At 66.4% G+C, this 18666-nt stretch carries 18 protein-coding genes; 9 read left to right on the top strand and 9 right to left on the bottom strand.

Annotation, left to right across the window (positions count from 1 at the left end; translation table 11 throughout):
* Positions 1–100: 100 nt before the first annotated feature.
* Entirely contained in the window at positions 101–880 is a 780-nt protein-coding gene (locus BSZ40_RS09115) for a hypothetical protein (RefSeq protein ID WP_073825531.1), read from the top strand.
* Positions 881–943: 63 nt separating this feature from the next.
* Positions 944–1627 (top strand): hypothetical protein, encoded by a 684-nt coding sequence (locus tag BSZ40_RS09120; protein ID WP_073825534.1) that lies wholly within the window; start codon positions 944–946, stop codon positions 1625–1627.
* A 35-nt stretch (positions 1628–1662) separates the two neighbouring features.
* Here BSZ40_RS09120 and BSZ40_RS09125 read toward each other — a convergent pair whose 3' ends face one another.
* Positions 1663–2391: a DUF6348 family protein gene (locus BSZ40_RS09125; protein ID WP_073825537.1), complete on the bottom strand. Its 729-nt coding sequence runs from the start codon at positions 2389–2391 to the stop codon at positions 1663–1665.
* Positions 2392–2488: 97 nt separating this feature from the next.
* Here BSZ40_RS09125 and BSZ40_RS09130 point away from each other — a divergent pair, with 97 nt between their 5' ends.
* From BSZ40_RS09130 to BSZ40_RS09150, 5 genes are read left to right on the top strand one after another with little or no spacing between them, the layout of a single operon-like run.
* Complete coding sequence (locus BSZ40_RS09130; protein WP_124852289.1) at positions 2489–2812, top strand: hypothetical protein; 324 nt, start codon at positions 2489–2491, stop codon at positions 2810–2812.
* Positions 2809–3108, top strand: a complete 300-nt coding sequence (locus tag BSZ40_RS09135; RefSeq protein ID WP_073825543.1) for a hypothetical protein — start codon at positions 2809–2811, stop codon at positions 3106–3108. Before BSZ40_RS09130 ends, BSZ40_RS09135 begins: the two co-directional genes overlap by 4 nt.
* A gap of 2 nt (positions 3109–3110) precedes the next feature.
* Positions 3111–3455 carry a hypothetical protein gene (locus BSZ40_RS09140; RefSeq protein ID WP_073825545.1) on the top strand — a complete coding sequence of 115 codons (345 nt, stop codon included), beginning with the start codon at positions 3111–3113 and terminating at the stop codon, positions 3453–3455.
* Complete coding sequence (locus tag BSZ40_RS09145; RefSeq protein WP_073825546.1) at positions 3452–4924, top strand: putative T7SS-secreted protein; 1473 nt, start codon at positions 3452–3454, stop codon at positions 4922–4924. Before BSZ40_RS09140 ends, BSZ40_RS09145 begins: the two co-directional genes overlap by 4 nt.
* A gap of 3 nt (positions 4925–4927) precedes the next feature.
* The gene (locus tag BSZ40_RS09150; RefSeq protein WP_073825549.1) at positions 4928–5968 is read left to right on the top strand and encodes a hypothetical protein; all 1041 of its coding nucleotides are present in this window, start codon (positions 4928–4930) and stop codon (positions 5966–5968) included.
* Here the strand turns inward: BSZ40_RS09150 and BSZ40_RS09155 are convergent.
* Positions 5965–6819: a hypothetical protein gene (locus BSZ40_RS09155; RefSeq protein WP_073825552.1), complete on the bottom strand. Its 855-nt coding sequence runs from the start codon at positions 6817–6819 to the stop codon at positions 5965–5967. The genes BSZ40_RS09150 and BSZ40_RS09155 overlap by 4 nt on opposite strands.
* Positions 6820–6960: 141 nt before the next feature.
* Here BSZ40_RS09155 and BSZ40_RS09160 point away from each other — a divergent pair, with 141 nt between their 5' ends.
* On the top strand, positions 6961–7407 hold the full coding sequence (locus tag BSZ40_RS09160) for a SprT-like domain-containing protein (protein WP_073825555.1): 447 nt from the start codon (positions 6961–6963) through the stop codon (positions 7405–7407).
* Here BSZ40_RS09160 and BSZ40_RS09165 read toward each other — a convergent pair.
* The 7 genes from BSZ40_RS09165 to BSZ40_RS09195 form a co-directional block, all read right to left on the bottom strand.
* Complete coding sequence (locus BSZ40_RS09165) at positions 7380–7952, bottom strand: low molecular weight protein-tyrosine-phosphatase (RefSeq protein ID WP_073825557.1); 573 nt, start codon at positions 7950–7952, stop codon at positions 7380–7382. The genes BSZ40_RS09160 and BSZ40_RS09165 overlap by 28 nt on opposite strands.
* 203 nt (positions 7953–8155) lie before the next feature.
* On the bottom strand, positions 8156–10336 hold the full coding sequence (locus tag BSZ40_RS09170; protein ID WP_158020889.1) for a cell wall-binding repeat-containing protein: 2181 nt from the start codon (positions 10334–10336) through the stop codon (positions 8156–8158).
* Positions 10337–10505: 169 nt separating this feature from the next.
* The gene (gene nrdF / locus BSZ40_RS09175) at positions 10506–11480 is read right to left on the bottom strand and encodes a class 1b ribonucleoside-diphosphate reductase subunit beta (RefSeq protein WP_073825562.1); all 975 of its coding nucleotides are present in this window, start codon (positions 11478–11480) and stop codon (positions 10506–10508) included.
* Between the two features lie 87 nt (positions 11481–11567).
* The gene (locus BSZ40_RS09180) at positions 11568–12290 is read right to left on the bottom strand and encodes a TetR/AcrR family transcriptional regulator (protein WP_073825565.1); all 723 of its coding nucleotides are present in this window, start codon (positions 12288–12290) and stop codon (positions 11568–11570) included.
* A gap of 127 nt (positions 12291–12417) precedes the next feature.
* Positions 12418–13767, bottom strand: coding sequence for an amidohydrolase (locus tag BSZ40_RS09185; protein ID WP_073825567.1), 1350 nt, complete (start codon positions 13765–13767; stop codon positions 12418–12420).
* A gap of 173 nt (positions 13768–13940) precedes the next feature.
* On the bottom strand, positions 13941–15926 hold the full coding sequence (locus BSZ40_RS09190) for an ABC transporter ATP-binding protein (RefSeq protein WP_073825570.1): 1986 nt from the start codon (positions 15924–15926) through the stop codon (positions 13941–13943).
* Positions 15926–17659, bottom strand: coding sequence for an ABC transporter ATP-binding protein (locus BSZ40_RS09195; RefSeq protein ID WP_073825573.1), 1734 nt, complete (start codon positions 17657–17659; stop codon positions 15926–15928). Before BSZ40_RS09195 ends, BSZ40_RS09190 begins: the two co-directional genes overlap by 1 nt.
* Before the next feature lie 354 nt (positions 17660–18013).
* Between BSZ40_RS09195 and BSZ40_RS09200 the strand changes: the two genes are divergently transcribed.
* A complete protein-coding gene (locus tag BSZ40_RS09200; protein WP_245793989.1) occupies positions 18014–18595 on the top strand; it encodes a TetR/AcrR family transcriptional regulator in 582 nt (193 codons plus the stop codon).
* Positions 18596–18666 lie beyond the last annotated feature (71 nt).

Here is an 18666-nt window from a genome sequence, read left to right on the forward strand (position 1 = left end):
TGCACGGATACTTACCGTCGATCCTTCCCCGCCTCCCACTGCGTGGGGAAGGCTGGCCGTTTTCCTTCCACCATCGGCCCGGCGGGGAGAGAATCGTCCCGTGACGAACGTGAGCGCTGCGGGCCGGGCGGCCGAGGCCCGCCTCGCGCCGCTGCTGGCCGAGGCCTACCGGGTCTTCGCCTCCCCCACCCCGCCCTTGCCGCTGCTGGTGTGCAGCTGCAACGTGTGCTTCACCCCGGACGCGCAGGCGGCGTTCGTGCGGTTCGCGTTGCCGGAGATACCGACGGGGTACCTGCTGGCTTACCTGACGAGCGTCCCGCTGGAGGTGCCGGGAGACGACGACGCCACCCGCCGCGGCGTCGTCCAGCGCGCCCACTTCCTGCCTCGGGTGCTGACGGGACTGGTGCGCGGTGAGGAGCTGAGCCACCTGGCCGAGGTGACGTTGGAGAAGTTCGACTTCGCCTGCCCGGGCGCCTACTCCCCCGCCCAGTTGGCGTTCCTGCGGCGATTCGCGACCGGTTGGGCGGCGGACCTGTGCACCCATCCGCACCCGTCCTCCCGCGGCTACCCGGCCCTACCGGTGCTGTTGGAGATGTGGCAGCGCGCCGGGCTGGACGTGACGGCCGCGGTGTGTGAGGTGTGGGCGGGCCACGCCGCCGCGGTGCCCGCCATCCGCAACTACCTCGCGGTCCTGGAGACGACGAACCCGACTACTCCCGCACCGGAACCGCAGTGGCGGTTCCTGGAGCAGTGGGCGTACCGGCCCGCGGTCCGCGCCGCGTTCACCGCCGGGCTGGAGGCGGCGCTGCTGGCGGGCAGCGAAGAGGAGGGCGAGACCCAACAGTGGGAGGCCTGGTACACCTACCTGTCCGGCCTGTAGTTCCCGTGATCGCCACCTGTCGTCGCTAAACTGGGGCGACGTCGCCAACCTCCACCAACCGCCATGCCCACCGATCTTGCTGCCTTCGCCCTTGCCGCCGACCAGCTTTTCCCGGCCACTCCGCCACCACTGCCGCTGGACGTGTGCGACGGGCCGTGCTGCTGCCTGCCCGACGAACAGGCGGCCCTGGTGGCTGGCCCCCGGCTGGCGATCCCGTCCCAGTTGTATTGGACTTACTGTTGGGCCGCCGTGGGGCAGGACGCGCGGGTGACAGCGGCAGAGATTCGCTACTTCTTACCCCGGGTGTTGGCCGCCTCCGCGGCCGGGGAGTCCCCTGCCCTGTGGGAGGACATGGTGCCGAGCAAGGTGGGGTTCGCCGAGCCGGGCATCTACACCGCGGCCGAGTTGGCGCTGGTACGGGACTTCGCGCGTGCGCTCGTTACCCACCTGTGCCTCCACGCCGAACCGAGCCCGCCGGATGAGACGCACTTGGGCGAGATCATCGCCGGGCTGGCCTGCGGCGGGCTCGACATCACCACCGAGCTGTTGGCGCTGTGGCGCGAACACGGTGCCGCTCCCCTGGCGCGCGCCCACTTCGCGGCCATGACCGCGGACCTGCCGCCCAACCCGACCCCGGCGGACTGGTGCGCCGCCCTCTGGCTGCATGCGGAGGACACCCCGGCCGAGCTCCTGGCGGACCTCGCCGCCTGGTACCACGATCCAGCTACCAGCGCCGCGCTGACCTAGCGCTCGCAGCCGCAGGCCTGGCAGCCGTCGTCGACCTAACGTCCCTTACGCCCCCAGGGCCACCAGCTGCGCTTGCTGCTTGCCTGCGCTGGGAAGACCCCCGGCACGTGTCGCCGCAGCAAACCCACCAGGCGAGCGGAGTAAAAGCCTGTGGTCGGCGCCCACTCCAGCTCGCACACCTCGCGGTCGGCCCGCGGCACGGCGTGCCCGTCCACCCAAAACTCGCTCATGGGCTCGCGCCCCTCCATGCGCCCGTAGTAGACCGAGACCAAGTGCAGGTCTTTGTCCAACGGCAACTCGGTGAGCACCTGGCGCACGAACGGTTCCAGCTCCGGCGGCGGGGCCGGAAAATCCTCTATGCCATAGCCCTTAAACAAGTAGCCGCGCGTAAACAGGGAGTAAGTGTGTTCCCCCACGGTCACTACGGTCTCGTCGCAGTCCCCCTCCCCGCCGGTCAAGCTCGCAGCTAGTGGGTGCAGCAGGCTGTGAGTGAAGGACCGCAGGTTGTTGTCCAAGACGTCGCCGGTGTCCCGGCCCAGGTCTGAGTACACCTCCTGCAGGTCCCGGCCATCCGGGCAGCGAATAAGCACCGTCAGGGACGACGACGCGGAGCCCGACTCGTCGTCCTCCACCTCGGCCTCCGCCACGATCGCCACCGGCACCGCCGCCTGCGTGCGGAACCACCCGTCCCGCACCTCGCCCGGCACGCCGTGCGCGCGCAACATCTCCGCGATGTGGTCAATCAACTGGTGTTGCTGCGGCATGTTCTGCTTCTCCTGTCCTGGATGCCTGGTCCGCTTCAGTATAGAGACGCAGCTCACAGACGGTTGCGGGTTAGCATGATCACAGAGAGGAGGCACTGTGGGAGAAGTGACTGGTATGAGGCTGGGTGCCCAAAGCACCGCCGCCCGAAAAGTGGAAGTGGCAGCTGACGACATCGACCAGCAACTGCAAAACCTCACCAACAAGCTCGCTGCCCAGGAAGGGCAGATCATCGGCTGTGGCGTTGATGTCCTCGCCAGCGGCCTGCAGATCTGGCTAGGCAAGGTCGGGGCGGTGTCGGCGGCGCTAACTGGTTACGCTGTCGGCCTGCAACAAGTCGACACCACCACTACGCAAGCCGAGGAAGACGCCGTCCAGAAGTTTGCAGCGTTGGCAGCCGAACAGTTGGGTGGAACACCGTGAGCAACATTTCACTTAAGTTCTCGGCCACAGCAGCCCAGGAAATTATCAACCTACTTGACGAACAAGCCACTGAACTACAAGAAACTGTAGACAGTACCCGACGTGACGTCGACGGTTTGATAACACAGTGGGATACCCGTTCCGACTCCCGGGCCGCCCAGGTGGACTTTGATGCCCGGCTTGCCCAACGCACCACAGAAGTCGTCGAGACCCTGCAGGCCGGAGCACGCGCCATGGAGAAGATTGCTTCCCTGGCACACGATGCCGAAGTCCGCGCCACCGCGATTATGGATTGACTATGCCCGATTATGACTTCGAAGTTGACCTGCAGGCCTTATACACGGCGGCTGACGAAGCCCGCAAGGTTGTCGAGCTGAAGAAAGAACACGACATTGAAGACTTCGTACCTGCCGCCGCAGACCTGGCGTCCTCCGAGCTGGCGGCGGCGTTCGACGAGTTCCAAAGCCGCTGGGAAAGAGGGATAAACAATCTCACGGACGATCTCGAAGAGGCAGCTGGGCGTCTGGCAAAGGTAACCAAGACCTATATGGACTTCGGCATGGCGGCCGCGGAAGCGGCCACCGAGTTCGAGAACAGCGCCATCGCCCTGTCCGACTCTCCGCTCCTGGGAGGCAGCTCGTGACCATCTCCCACAGAGGGGCCCCTGACTTCGTTATCGAGGGAAACTTGGAGGCGTTGGACCAGAGTGTCACTGCGTTGTCCGAACGTGCCACCAATTATGAGACTATCGCCACCTCCCTGGGCAGCATTCGGGCTGAGGGCTGGAAGGGACGAGCGGCGGACCGATTTCGTGAACGTTTTGACCTGGAGCCGGATCGTTGGCAAAAGGCTGCTGACGGATTTCGCCAAGCCTCCGATGCACTGAGCACCTTCCGCACGAAGCTCTCCGAGGCCAAAAATATTGCCCTGCAATGCCGAGAAGACTATGCGGCGGCGCAAACTGAGACAGAATATGCACGCAAGGCCTACGACGCTGATGTGGAGGAAGGCTACCGCCGCAAAGCCGAGTGGGAGGCCACCAACGGGCCTGGCACGTTCACTTTGACAATTGTCCCGTTCACGGACCCGGGACAGCCCAAGAGGGAGCAGGCCGAAACAAAGTTCACACAGGCAGTAACGGTGCTGACAGAGCAGGCCAACACTGCCGCCCAAGCCGTACGCGAGGCGTGCACCCACGCCCCTGCACAACGGAGCTGGTGGGGGGAAGCAGCAGCTGCAGTAGGCGAGTTCTTCGGCGGCGCCGCCGAGGCTGTCATCGGCTTGTTGACCATGCCGGGCACTCCCATCTCCATCATCGGTGAGCTGTGGAAGCTCGGCACTGGCGAGCTAACCCTGGAGGAAGCTGCTGCCAAGTTCTCCCTCGGGATAGAAGACGCGCAAGCCGCCTTTAATGCTATGACTTCTAATCCGGGCGAGTTCTTCAAAGCCATGGGGAAAGCGATCCTGGACTGGGACACCTGGGCGGACAACCCCGCTCGAGCGGCGGGCAAGCTATTGCCCGACGCCATTGTCGCCGTCGCCACAGCAGGTAGCGGGGCGGCCGCCACACGCGGCGCAACCGGGCTCCAACGATTGACTTCGAAGGCTGACGACTTAACCGATGTCGTGCGAGTAGCTGACGACCTGGGGGACATCCGGAAAGCAGACCGGGCCGAGCCACCAAAAACCCCACAATCTTCACCCAACCAGTCGCTCCCCGCCAGTCCGCGCCACAAGAGGACCGAGGACGGACCAGACGACTCTACTCCCGACGACCGCATCAAAGAGATCACCGACACGGCTGACTCTGGCCGCACCAAAGTCAGCTCCCGAAAGGAAAAGGAGACCACCCAGTACTTCCTAGAAGGAGGCGACCTCGAAGCGAAGGCTGCTTTTGAGCGCATCGTGGGTGATGCCAAACAAGTTCCTAAGCCAGTCACCGGTTTTGATCTGGTAACTTCTGAACTGCCCGACGGCACCAAAGTTGTCTACCGTTCCTATAGCTCTCAGGGCTCACCCACGGTGGAGATCCAGTACCCCAGGATCAAGGATCCGCTCACTGGGGAGGAAAGCCAACAAATCACCAAACTGCGGTTTGAGGAAGGCAACTAACTGATGCGGCTATTAACCGACAATACTGACCTCGCGTCCCTGCGCGCCCTCCAACGCCAAGTTTTCGCCGGGTTTGCCTGCCTGCGCGCGGATTGGGTGGCCCGCATCGGTGCCACGGTGGTGGCCCTACCTGCCGACGGCGGGTTGGAGGAAGACCATCTTCCGCCGATCTTGGCCGCCTGCGCGCCGTTGGCTGACCGCACCTGGATCGCCACCGACGCCAACCCGACGGACCCGCCGGGCACCGGCCGCGCGTTCGCTTTCCACATGACGGCCGCGGAGCTGGCGGCCGTGCAGGCCGAGCTGGAGTTCCTGCCGACCTACATTTTCGACGAGCAGCTGACGACAGCCCTGACTTTCAGCCCCCTGGACTACGGCATCGCCGCCGCCACCAGCGAGGTCATCGACCGCCTCACCGGCGGCTTCACCTCCGCCCTGGCCGAGTTCCAGCGGCACGTCACCGAGCTGGAGGATGGGGAGACCGAGCGAGTGGTGGCCAACCTGCGCCGCTCCTTCGCGCCCGCCCTAGCCCACTTCCACCCAGGGCCCGGCAGCGACTTCCACCCGCACCTGCCCGGGCAGCCGGCGGCCTGGCTAGAAAAGCTACCCACCCACGCCACGGTCAGCTACCGCAGCTTCCACCCCAGTCACATGGTGTGGCCGACGGTCATCGTCCCGCAGACGCTCACCTGTTCTGCCGATCCCGTGGTCGCCACCGCCGGTGGGCGCGTGCCCGGGCTGACCGTCGTCGTCGGCCAATCCAGCCGCGACCTCACCGGCATCAGCCCGCACCCGGCCGCCCTAGAGCTGGTCTACCCCGCCAACACCGCCTTCTCCTACCTCGGCGAGCACCAACTTGGTGAACTGCCGGTGCGCCTGTACGAAGAGGTACAACTGGGGGCCGGTGGGATCACCCCGCCGAGCCTCAACGTCGAGGCCGCGCTGGCGGCCGTGGCAGAGGAGCTAGCGGCACACCGGGACGACCCGCTGCCAGTCCCCGCCGACTACTGCCAACGCTTCGTCGGCGAGAGCGGCAGCATCTAGGAGGCGTACGGCGAACCGAACCACAGCTTGTACCACGCATAGAAGTTGAGATTGCCGTGGCTTGCGCATGCCCCCTCCAGGCCCGCCAGCGCGGCCGGGTCAGGCTGATAGGGCGTGTAGTTGTACAGGCCCGCGGTGGCCTGGTTGCTGATGGTCAACTCGGTGCCGCCACATTCAGGCCGCGGATGGTATCCCACCTGGTGCGGCACCCCCGCGACGTGATCGAAGTCTTCCGGGTAGGCGCGGTAACGCTGGAACTGCCAGGCGGCGCGGTAGACCTGGTTGAAGAAGCCGGCGACGTCGCCCGCACAGGTGGCGCCGTCCGGACACCCGTACCCGGTGGCTGAGGCGTAACGCCACTCCTCCAAGCCCCGCCCCGACGCGGTTACCAGCCCCTGCTCCTTTTGCAGCAACACCAACAGCACCTCAGGATTGACCTCGCAGGCAGTCGCCACCTGCGATATGACCTCGGCCGCGCCCATGTTCGAGGCGTCAGCGATCTCGGCGCAATGTTCGTTGGCAGGCATGGCGGGCACGTCGGTGACGTAGTGCGCCAGGCAGGGGGTGCCGTCGCTGCCCGGCTGGCAGCCCTCCCCCTGCACAGTCAGGAATTGGTCGATATCGGCGGCCGTCATGGTGGTGGAATCAAAGAAGACCTCATCATCAATGATGCGAGCCGGGTCGAAGCCCGTGAAGTCCAGCTGCGTGCCGGTGAACGTGGCCACGGGCCGCGGCGGCCGTGCAACGTCAGCCCCCAGCCAGCTGGCCGCCCATAACACCGCACCGCCCACCCCGACACTAACCAGCCCCAAGGCGAGCCACTGGCGCGCAGAGTTCTTCTTCCTTCTCACCGCGTCATTGTGCCCTGCCCGCCGCGTCGCGGCACCGAGCCAGCGGCCGCTGTGGCCAGGTCAACTTTTGTGTCACCTGTGAACATCACCCAGCGGGATGCCCCGATGGGCCAAGCGGCTGCCACCTCGTAGGGTGGAGGGGTGGAATTGACGCTCGTGCGGCAAGAGGCGCGCGCCCTGCTGGCGCGCCACGGCTTGCCTGATTGGCACCTGCGGTTCGATCGGGCCAAGCGGCGAGCCGGGCGCTGCAGCAGCGCTCACCGCACCATCTGGCTGTCGGCGCCGCTAATGGCTCTCTACCCAGCGGAGGCGGTTCGCGAGACAATCCTGCACGAGATCGCCCACGCGCTAGTGGGCGACCACCACGGCCACGACGCCGTGTGGCGGGCCCAGGCGCGCGCCATCGGTGCCAGCGGCCGCGCCCGCCTGCCGCTAGACCTGCCGACAGTGCCGGGAGCCTGGGTGGGGCGTTGCCCCTTCGGACACGAGGTGCAACGCTACCGGCGCCCAGGCAAGCGGGCGGTGTCCTGCGCCCGCTGCAGCCCCCGCCCGGATCGGCGCTACCTGATCACCTGGGAACGCAGATAGTTCAGCAGTGCCGGGGTGGCTTCCTCAATGACCGTCAGTGTCTCCGCGAAGTCCGCCATGTCGCCGTACCACGGATCGGCCACATCCAGCTCACCCGCGCGGGCCGCGGCCGCCACCGCGGCGGCATCCTGCTCCTGCCATGCGGGCAGGAACTCCGTGAACATGCGCAGCTCGATGGGCTGCTGCCCGGCGGCCCGGGCGGCCGCGGCTTCCTCCGCTCCCACCAGCGCTATACCCGCGCGGTCGGCCACGGCCCGCAGGCGGGCGGCGTGCTGCTGCGTCATGGCCAAGACGAGGTCCTGGTCGGCGAGCTCAGCGGCCGTGACCTGGTGGGCCCGGTGGGCGGCACCGGTCGGATAGTCGGCGGCCCGCAGGGTCGCCGCAGCCCGGTGATCCACCCCGTTGCCGCTCTCCTCCGCACTCACCCCAGCGGAAGTTACCTGCACCGCTAGGCCCTGCCGCTGCGCAATCTCCCCGACCACCAGCTCGGCCATCACCGAGCGGCAGATATTTCCGGTGCACACCATCAGCACGCGCGCGCTCATCCCTCTTCCTTTCCGCCCGGCCCGCGCCGGGAATCAAGCAGCAACGCTACCTCGCCCGGCCAGAGGGCCGGGCAGCCCGGCAGCCCCGGCAAGGCACCGCCCTAACTGACTATCCACACGCCTCATCCGCCACATACACCGGATAGACCCCGCTGGTAGCCAGTTAGGGCGGGCATCCGCAACCAAAACCCCGGGCAGGCTCGCTATTTGGCGGCGCGCCCCGCCTCGCCCAGCACCGCATTGGACACGGAGCCTTCCCCACCCACGGCGGTGACAACCTGCGGCTTAAGGCTGGCGATCGCGGCTCGCGTGGTGGCGGGCAGCTGCCGCGGTTGGGCCAACAGCACGGGCCCACCTGGCAGGGTGCCTGCCAGGACCGCATCGGTAGTAATGTCCCCCCGCACCAGGTAGATACGGGAGGCGCTCTGGCCCAGCACCCGCACGTAGTAGTCGGCCACCTGCACGGCCGTCTCATAACGGTTCTTGCCCGCCAGGCGGCGCACAGCGGCACCGCCCCGCACCTCGTTGACCCAGCTGTTCGGCACAGTGCCTTCCCCACCGAGCACCACAACTTCCCCGACCCCCAGTCGCCTCACCTCGGCGGCCACGGCCCGCTGATTGGCGCCATCAGCATCGACGTACAGCAAGGGCCCATCCGGGAGGGCCCCGCCCGCCACTGCGTCAATAGCAACATCGCCGTCGGAACCAGTTGCGGCTGTCAGGTAGACGCGCTTGGCTTGCTGGGCGCGCGGAAAACCGTGCCAAGACACTGCGATCGCAGACAGCACCCGGTTGGGGCCCACTAGCCGCTGGCTAGCGCCCGCCCCGGAAGTGGAACGCAGGTTGCCTACCAATGCATCAGCCACCCCGGTGGAGTCACCGAGGGCAATCAGGCGGCTGGGCCGCAGTTTGTGGGCCTGGCGTTGCACCGCATCCGGGGCCACCGATTTGCCGGGCGGTACGAGCAGCACCGGTCCATCCGTCAGGACGGTTGCGGGCAGGGCGTCATACAGTTTGTCTCCCCGGTTGAGGTAAACGGTGGAAGCCCGGTTCGGGTAGGCGGCATCCGCGACCGCCGCGGCCGTGGCGTACCGGTCGCGCCCGGCCAGGCGCCGCACGTTGTCGGGCAGGGGCTGTGCGACCGGCGGAGCAGGCGGAGGTGCGACCGGCTGGGCGGGCTTTTCCTTGCCGGGGATGTGCGGCAGGCGCGGGTCACCGAACCACTCGGAGTAGATGTAGACGAAGTTGCGGTTACCGTACGCGGAGCAGCCGTCACCCTCAACCCACGTGCCGACCCGCAAGGCCGCGTCATTGGGCGTGTAGGGCGTGTAGTTGTACAAACCGGCGGTGGCGGCGCTCTTCATCGTGACTGACCGCGTACCACAGGACCGGTTGGGGTGATACAGGACGTTGGCGGTCTGCCCGTTGCGGAAGTTAAAGCGCTCCGGCAGGGCCCGGTAGCGCTGGAAGGCCTGGGCGGCCAGGTAGATCTGGTTGGCGAGCCCGAAGTAGTCGGAGTCGCACACCGCTCCCTCGCCGTCGGGGCAGCCGTACCCCATCGCGATCTGGTAGGTGCCAGGCGACTTGGGGCGGGTGGCCGCCACTAAGCCTTGCTCCTTTTGCATCAGCACCAGCAGGGCTCGTACGGACACACCACAGGCGTTCGAGGTCTTCCACAGGATCGTGGCCACATCCTCGTTGGGGGCGCCGACGTACGGCTGCGAGCAGTAGCGGTGCGCAGGCTCATTGACGGTAGTGACCCGGTAGTCCTTCAGGCACTTGTGGTCCCCCTGCGAGGTGCAGTTGCGCCCGTGGTGGTTGATGAACGCCCGGATCTCCGGGATCGTCATGTCATTGCGGGTGAAGAACTGGTTGTCGTGGATCAGCAGGCCCCGGTCGAAGGGGAAGGGTGGCTTGTAGCCGTAGGTTGTCAGCGGCTCCACCTGCCCGGGGGGAGGCAAAGTGAGCTCGTCGCTCTCGTCCCCGGGGCCGGGCGGGGAGAACTGGTAGCCCAGTTCGGCCAGTTCCTCCACCGTCAGGAACCGATTGTCGGTCGCCGGGGCACTCGGGCTGGGGGACACCGCCTGGTTGGCCTCCCCCGCACTCGGCCCGCCGGTCGGTTCCCCCGCACTCGGGTCGGTAGTCGGCTCCGCTTCGTCCGCGGCGGGAGCGGGGTCACCGTCGTTGGCGCTGGCGGGCTCGCTGGCCTGCGGCGCCTGCGGGGCGGGGGTGGGCGCGTCCGTAGGAAGACTGGAGGGCGCGGTTGGGGCCAAGCTGTTAGGCGCGACTGTAGCGCCGCCGCCGGTCGGGGTATCCGTAGGCTCAGCGGCCGGGGTGGGGGCCGCGGCCACCGCCCCGGCGGCCACTAAAGACGTGGCTAACACAGCCACCGCTGCACTAGCCACAATTCTTTCAAAGAATTTACACATAAAAGCTCCCTCGAACGATTAATTGCCTCACCCTAAGCCACGAAAGAGCCACATTCAATGACGCATGCTACAAAAATCCGGCGGCCACGCCACTAAGCGCCGCCGCCGGATTAACTGCCGGGTCTTAGAATTCCCAGTCCTCATCTTCGGTGGCCTCAGCCTTACCGATGACGTAGGAGGAACCCGACCCGGAGAAGAAGTCGTGGTTTTCGTCGGCGTTGGGCGACAGCGCCGCCAAGATCGCCGGGTTGACGTCGGTGGTGTCCCGCGGGAACAGCGGCTCGTAGCCGAGGTTCATCAACGCCTTGTTAGCGTTGTACCGCAGGAACTTCTTTACGTCCTCGGTCAGGCCGAGCGGATCGTAGAGGTCTTCGGTGTAGTTCTCTTCGTTGTCGAACAGCTCCAGCAGCAGCTCGTAGGTGTAGTCCTTCAGCTCGTCCTGCCGTTGCGCGGAAGCCTCGGCCACCGCCAGCTGGTACTTGTAGCCAATGTAGTAGCCGTGCACCGCCTCGTCGCGAATAATTAGGCGAATCAAATCGGCAGTGTTGGTGAGCTTGGCGTGTGCCGACCAGTACATGGGAGCGTAGAAGCCCGAATAAAACAGGAACGACTCCAGCATCGTGGAGGCCACTTTGCGCTTCTCTGGGTCGTCACCCTGGTAGTACTGCATGATTATTTCAGCTTTGCGCTGTAGGTGCGGGTTCTCTTCGCTCCAGCGGAAAGCGTCGTCGATCTCCTTAGTGGAGATCAAAGTGGAGAAAATTGACGAGTACGACTTGGCGTGCACCGACTCCATAAAGGCGATATTGGTCAGCACCGCCTCTTCGTGCGGGGTGCGGGCGTCGGGGATAAGGGACACCGCCCCCACGGTGCCCTGCACGGTGTCCAGCAGGGTCAACCCGGTGAATACCCGGGTCGTCATCTGTTGTTCCTCCGGTGTCAGGGTGTGCCAGGACTGAATGTCGTTCGACAGCGGCACCTTTTCCGGGAGCCAGAAGTTGCCGGTGAGCCGGTCCCAGACCTCCAGGTCCTTCTCATCCAGCAGCCGGTTCCAGTTGATCGCCTGGACCACTGAAGACAGCTTCAACTTATCTACCACGTCGGTTCTCCCTCATCTTGCTCAAGTAGCCATGCTAGGCCAGCCTGCCGCCTGCGGCACAGTGCGCACCGCCGACAAGCCTGCGGCTCAGGCTCCGGCAGCGTCACGCACTAGTCCCCCCAGCACCGGGGTCAGGTTACGCCGCAACAGGGCCGCGACGTCGGGCTCGCCGAGCACGAGCGCCTGGTTGGTCGACCGCTCGACCAGCGCCATGATGACCTGCACTAGGTCTGCCAACTGCCCGCGGGCAGTGAGGTCGAAGGCACGCAGCAGGGAGGTGAGCAGCTCCTGCCAGATGGTGTGCACGGTGGTGAGGATGCGCTGCAGCGCCGTGGAGGTTTCTGGGTGCCGTCCCACGTAGAGCGAAATCTCGGTGTAGAAAATGTAGGTTTCCTTGTCGAGACTCGTCACCTGCTGTAGAGAGGCGGCCAGCAGGGCAATGCGCTCAGGGAGCGGCAGCCCGTGCGCGGTCGAAATTTGCGCGGACCGCACCCGCCTTTCGGCCTGCCGCAAGACTTCCGCGAAGGTGTCGTGGGCTAGGCGTCGCACGAGCGCCTCCATGTCCGCGAAGTTGGAGTAGAAGGCCCCGCGAGTAAAGCCAGCCGTGTTGGCGATGTCACCGACGCTGATGTACCCCAGGCCCCGGGTAGTAATCAGGGTCCAGGCGGCCTGCAACAGCTTGCTTTGGGTCGCGGCCCGGCGCTGTGAGCAGGCTCCCAACTTGAGCGACGGATCATCCCAGTGAGACTGCAATTCCTCTCGACTAGCCCGAATGCGATCCGCCACCTCGGACATCTTTACCCGGGTCATCGCCGCCACCTCCTGCCGTGCAACACTGCCGTCCCCTCTTGCTGAACGACACGTGGGCCCAGGCTAGCTAGCTGACGGCGACCCTGGCGACATTACGGCAACCAAGCTTCCCTCCGCAGCTGCCACACTAGAACAAATCTGTGGTCGAGATCGGTCCGCCCACTGCGGCGAACTCGGCCTGGGCGGCGGCCAGCAACTGTCGATCCGCAGCCAAATCGAGAAGTACCGCGGCCAGTCCGTAGGCCCCATCAACGCACGCGGCATCGGCCGCCGGGCTGGCGGCCGCCTCGGCCATGGCCCGCGTGTGCAAGGCCACCTCCTCGGGGGCAATCTTGAGCAGCGGGTGAATGGCGGGCATGAGCTGGGAAACGTTGCCGAAATCGGTGGAGGCCGCCAGGGTTTCTGGCACGACGCCGCGCGGCAGCGGACGACGCCCACGCCGCTGCTGGGCCCGCACCCAGGCCGCCGTCATCGTCTCGTTGGTCCGCACTGGTAGCACGGGCGGCCGCGGGTCCCACCGCACTTGCACCCCGCACCCAGTCATGAGCGCGGCCCCCGCCGCGCAGTCGTCGACGCGCTCGCACAGGTCCCGCAACGTGTCGGCTTCCTGCGAGCGGACGTACATTTTCACTACGGCCTCCTCGGGGATGATGGAGGCCCGCTGCCCGCCCTCCGTGACCACGGCGTGCAAGCGATCGCCGGGGGCCATGTGCTGCCGCAGCAGCCCCACACCCTGGTAGAACAGAGCGGCGGCGTCCATGGCGTTGCGGCCCATGTGAGGCTGGGACGACGCGTGGGCCGCCACCCCCGTAAACGTCACGGTGAGGCGACGGCAGCCCAGCCACAGTTGGTCGGCCAAGTCGTAACCGTAGGCGTGGGTCATGACCGCGCACGCCAGATCGTTGAAGTCACCCTGCCGGATCATGGTCTCCTTGCCGGTTCCACCTTCTTCGGCGGGGGTACCCAGGAGGACGATCCGGGCCGGGACGCTGCCGGGACGGGTGCGCTCCAGCTGGGCCAGGGCCAGAAAGGCACCCACCGCGGTGGCGGCCATGACGTTGTGACCGCACGCGTGGCCGATGCCGGGCAGGGCGTCGTACTCGCAGCAGATCCCCAGCGCGGGGGCGGTGGCCGGGCCGAACTCGACCCGCAAGGCCGTGTCTAGGCTGCCCAGCCCAACGGTGGCAGTGTGCCCGTGGCGGGCCAGCAGCTCTGCCACCGCAGCCACCGACTGGTGTTCAGCGAACCCCACCTCGGGGTGGGCGTGCAGTTGGTGCGCCAGGGCCACCAGCTCCGAGCCGAGCTCCTCCGTCAGCGCGGCCAGCGTCGCCTGGTCCGCCTCGCTCGCGCCCTGCTCGGGCGGCAATGCCGCGGCCTGCTCGCCGCGGCGGCGCGCGATCTGGGCCGCCACATGGCCCGCGTAGGCCGTGGAGGGAGGGGTCGGGGCGGGCAGGGCGGACGGCGACAGGCGAGTCATGCGGTCATTGTGCCGCACCGTCGCCCGCCACCCCCAACCACGCCGTCAGCCCTGCCGGACCGTGCCCTGCCGGTCTCGCCGGAGCGCGCCGCCCTCAGCCCGGCCACCGGGTGCGCCCACCGGCACTACCAGGGCCAGGCACCCCCGGCCCCGAGTTTTGGCCATTAGCCCCTTCAGCCGAGCTGGGTCTCGTCGTCCGGATCGATGACCGCCCCCGCGAACTGGGCGGCGTGCAGGCGGGCGTAAGCGCCCCCGGCCGCCAGCAGCTCAGTGTGCGTACCCTGCTCGACAATGTCGCCGTGCTCCATAACCAAAATGAGGTCGGCGTCGCGGATGGTGGACAGACGGTGGGCGATCACGAAGCTCGTGCGCCCCTGCCGCAGCGCTGCCATTGCCTGCTGCACCAGCAGCTCAGTGCGGGTGTCGACCGAGCTGGTGGCCTCGTCCAGGATCAGCACCGCCGGGTCGGCGACGAAGGCCCGGGCAATGGTGATGAGCTGCCGTTGGCCCGCCGAAACGTTGGCCGCATCCTCCTCCAGCACCGTGTCGTAGCCGTCGGGCAGCGTGTGTACGAAGTGGTCGACGAAAGCCGCCTGCGCCGCGGCCAACACCTCGGCGTCGGTGGCCGTGTGCCGCCCGTAACGAATGTTCTCCTTGATGGTGCCCTGGAAGAGCCACGGGTCTTGCAGCACCATGCCGGTGCGCCCCCGCACGTCGGCGCGCCGCAGGTCCGCGATGCGTTGGCCGTTCAGGGTAATTTGCCCGCCATCGAGTTCGTAGAACCGCATCACCAGGTTCACCAGCGTGGTCTTGCCCGCCCCGGTGGGGCCGACGATGGCCACGGTCTGTCCCGGCGCCACCCGGAATGACAGGTCACGGATGAGTTCGGTGTCCGGGTTGTAGGAGAACCGGACGTTCTCGAAGGCGATAGTGCCGTCCCCGGCAGCGGGCGCGGGAGCGTCGGCGGCGTCGGGGCTCTCTTCCTCCGCATCCAACAGCGCGAAAACCCGCTCCGCCGAGGCCACCCCCGACTGCACGGCCGCCGCCATCGCCCCCAGCTGCCCGAGCGGTTGGCTGAACTGCTGGGAGTATTGGATGAAGGCTTGAATGTCGCCCAGTCGCAGGTTGCCGCCCGCCACCAGCAGCCCCCCGAGCACGGCGATGGCCACGTAGGTGAGGGAACCAACGAAGGTCATCACCGGCATGAAGACGCCCGAATAGAACTGCGCCTTGAAGGAGGCCCGAAAGAGTTCGTCGTTCTCGGCGTCGAACGCGGCCTGCTGGTCCTTCCCTCGCCCGAATGCTCGCACCAGCGTGTGCCCGGAGAAGGATTCCTCGACCCGCGCATTCAGCAGCCCTGTTTGCTTCCATTGCGTCTTGAACGCCGCCTGGGAACGCGGCCCGATCACCCCGAACATGACGCCCATGAGCGGCAGGCCGATGAGCGCCACCAACGCCAGCTTCCAGGAGATCGTGAACATCATGAGCAGCACGCCCAGGACCGTCAGCACCTGCGACAGGGCGCCGGACAACTGCTGTTGCAGCATGTTGGTGAGATTGTCGACGTCGTTGGTCACGCGCGACAACAGGTCCCCGCGGGAGGTCTTGTCGAAGTACGACAGCGGCAGGCGATGGATCTTGTCCTCCACCCGTCGCCGCAAACGGTGCATGGCGCGCACCACGGCCACGTTCAGCAGGTAGCCCTGCGCCCACATCAGCAGCGCCGAGACCAGGTAGATGCCGGCCACCAGCAGTATTACCCGCCACAGGGCCGCGAAGTCGACCCCCTGGCCGGGCCGCAGCTCCATCACCGCCACCATGTTGGCCACCTGTTCCTGCCCGGCGGCTCGCAGTTGGTTCACCACGTCGGCTTGGCTCACGCCTGCCGGCAACGACCGGGACACGAAGCCCTCAAAGACGAGGTTGGTGGCGCGCCCCAGCACCTTCGGGGCCCACACCGCCAGCGCCACCCCCACCAGCGCGCACAAGAACGCCACGGCCACCATGGCCTTATAGGGGGCAAACAGCCGCAGCATGCGTTTGCACGACGGCCAGAAGTTGTCGGCTTTACCAACCGGCGGCGCAAAGTCCAAGCCGCCGCTCTCCCGCCCCTTTTCGATCAGCTCGTCTTCAGTCAGCTGCGCGTTGTCTTTAGTCATCAGGCGGCCTCCGCCCCGAGCTGGGAGTCAATAATTTCTTGGTAGACGGCGCACGACGCCAACAGCTCGGCGTGGCTCCCCAGGCCGACGACGCGACCCTCATCCAACACCAGGATGCGTTCAGCTTCCTGAATCGTGGAGACCCGTTGAGCAACGACGATCTTGGTCACGTCTGGCAGCGTCGACCACAGGGCGGCCCGCAGGCGGGCGTCCGTGGCCACATCCAACGCGGAGAAGGAATCGTCGAAGACGAGGATGTCGGGCTGGGCCACCAGGGCGCGGGCAATGGCCAGTCGCTGCCGCTGGCCACCCGAGACATTGGTGCCACCCTGCGAAATGGGCGCCGCTAGTTGGCCCTCTTTGGCGGCCACGAAGTCTTTGGCCTGGGCGCATTCCAGGGCCGCCCACATGTCTTCCTCGCTGGCCTGCGGACGTCCAAACTGCAAGTTGCTGGCGATCGTCCCGCCGAAGAGGTAGGGGCGCTGCGGGACGAGCGCCACTCGGCCCGCTAATGTCTCCTGCGCTAGCTGCCGCACGTCGACTCCCCCGACCAGCACCTGCCCAGCCGTGACGTCGACCAGCCGCGGAATGAGATTGGTGAGGGTGGTCTTGCCGGCCCCGGTGGAGCCGACGATGGCGAGGGTCTGGCCTGGTTCCACCGTGAAGGACACGTCCTGCAGCACCGGGCTCTCGGCCCCGGGATAGCCGAAGCTGACCTGGCGAAACTCTAGGCGGCCCGGCGTCGGCAGCTGCGTGACGGGCGAGTCCGGGTAGTGCAAGGACGTGTCGGTGGCCAGCACCTCGTGGATGCGGCGGGCGGCCACCACGGCCCGCGAGATGAAGATCGTCAGGAAGCTGCCCATCACCACCCCCATGAGGATCTGCATCGCGTAGGCCATGAAGGCGAACAGGGTGCCGACCTGCGTGGTGCCGTTGTCAACCTGGGCCCCACCGAACCAGATGATGGCGACGATGGTGATTTCCAGGACGAACATGACGGCCGGGAAAAGGAAGACAAACAGGGAGCCGACCCGCCAGCCGATGTCCAGCATGTCGTCGTTAGCCTGGGCGAAACGCTTCTTTTCCACCTCCTCGCGCACGAATGCGCGCACCACCCGGATGCCGCCCAGCTGTTCGCGCAGCACCCGGTTCAGGCCATCGAGCTTGTCCTGGTAGAGCCGAAAACCGGGGATCATGCGGCCGATGATGAGCCCCGTAATGACCAGCAGCACGGGAATGGCCACCGCCAGCACCCAGGCCAGGCCGACGTCGTGCCGCACCGCCATGATCACACCCCCGATTGCCAGCAGCGGGGCGAGGACCAGCATGGTCACCGAGACCTGCACCAACATCTGCACCTGCTGCACGTCGTTGGTGTTGCGGGTGATGAGGGAGCCGGGCCCGAAGTGCGAGACCTCGCGGGCCGAGAAGCCAGAGACCTGGTGGAAGAGGGCGCGGCGCATGTCGCGCCCCACGGCCATCGCCCCCCGCGACCCGAGGTAGGCACCGACGATGGCGGCGACGATCTGCACGAGGGCCACGGCCAGCATCCAGGCCCCGGTACGCCAGATGTAGGCGGTGTCCGCCTTGGCCACGCCGTTGTTGATGATGTCGGCGTTCAAGGTGGGGATGTAGAGAGTGACCAGGGCAACTATGGCTTGCAGCACCACCACTCCGACAAAGAGCGGCCAGTGAGGCCGACCAAACCGAGAGAGAACTTTTAACAAGACCATACTCACTCCACCTAACTCCTACGGCTGCCCGCGCCCGCGTTGACAGCCCGACTACTGTACCCTTGGACCCGGTCGTGCATGGCGACTCAGCCCGGGGCGATTGCTCTCGCCGTCGGGGGCTCCTCGGGCCCGGTCACACGTGACGACTCACCCCTGCCGATACCGCCGGAATGCTTATCTGCCGTCGGCATGTGCGATAGCACACCGCCCTCACCTAAACCGCAATACCCCAGTATTTTTGTGGCAGAATGATTATCGCAAGCACCTCTAGCCCCGTCTCCTCGGTGTCGGTAGTGCAAGTTCCCGGGGAAGCGCCGCTAATACGCAGTATTACCGAGCCGAAACGATGTGAACGTGAACACTCATTCAGCTTCCACGAAGGGCACGGAACGCAAACGCGCTGTCGTTGAAGCCGCCGCCGCAATTTTACGGGAAAGCGGCCCGGCGGCAGTTACTCACCGAGCCGTGGCCCGCCGAGCCCGCAGCTCGTTATCCGCTACCACCTACTACTTCGAAGGTATCGCCGACCTCCTGCACCAGGCCGGCAGGGCCAACATGGCGCGGTGGGCGTCGCGGGCCGAGCGGGTGGCCGAGCAGGCGGAGGCCGCGCCGGGTTACCTGCCCGACGACGCCCTAGTCGAACTGCTCTTAGAGGCGTGTATCCCGAAGGATGAGAACCTGCAAGCTCACTACAGTCAGCTCATTTCCTCCGGCAACTCGACCCTAGTTTCCAGCGCCTACCGCACCGGCAGGTCACGCCTAAACGCCGCGGTCATCCGGATCCTGAACTGCCGCGAGGTGCCGCTCAGCGCTGACCTCGTGATCGGGGTGGTCGACGGAGCGGCCGTATCTGCACTGTCGGAAGGACGGGACGTGCACGCCACCATCAGGGAGCTGCTCACCTCCCTCCTACAGGCCACCAATCCCCACCGCTAGCCCCAAAATCCCCACGCCTAATCCAGGTAAGCGGTTGGTTCCCGTGGGGAACCAACCGCTTACTATTTCCA

Source organism: Buchananella hordeovulneris, assembly GCF_001907235.1.
In the GTDB taxonomy this organism is placed as follows: domain Bacteria; phylum Actinomycetota; class Actinomycetes; order Actinomycetales; family Actinomycetaceae; genus Buchananella; species Buchananella hordeovulneris.

Coding starts and splice junctions, on each gene's coding strand:
- BSZ40_RS09185 (WP_073825567.1), bottom strand. CDS start 13,767: ATGACTCGCCTGTCGCCGTCCGCCCTGCCCGCCCCGACCCCTCCCTCC.
- BSZ40_RS09180 (WP_073825565.1), bottom strand. CDS start 12,290: ATGACCCGGGTAAAGATGTCCGAGGTGGCGGATCGCATTCGGGCTAGT.
- BSZ40_RS09195 (WP_073825573.1), bottom strand. CDS start 17,659: ATGGTCTTGTTAAAAGTTCTCTCTCGGTTTGGTCGGCCTCACTGGCCG.
- BSZ40_RS09125 (WP_073825537.1), bottom strand. CDS start 2,391: ATGCCGCAGCAACACCAGTTGATTGACCACATCGCGGAGATGTTGCGC.
- BSZ40_RS09140 (WP_073825545.1), top strand. CDS start 3,111: ATGCCCGATTATGACTTCGAAGTTGACCTGCAGGCCTTATACACGGCG.
- BSZ40_RS09190 (WP_073825570.1), bottom strand. CDS start 15,926: ATGACTAAAGACAACGCGCAGCTGACTGAAGACGAGCTGATCGAAAAG.
- BSZ40_RS09165 (WP_073825557.1), bottom strand. CDS start 7,952: ATGAGCGCGCGCGTGCTGATGGTGTGCACCGGAAATATCTGCCGCTCG.
- BSZ40_RS09120 (WP_073825534.1), top strand. CDS start 944: ATGCCCACCGATCTTGCTGCCTTCGCCCTTGCCGCCGACCAGCTTTTC.
- BSZ40_RS09150 (WP_073825549.1), top strand. CDS start 4,928: ATGCGGCTATTAACCGACAATACTGACCTCGCGTCCCTGCGCGCCCTC.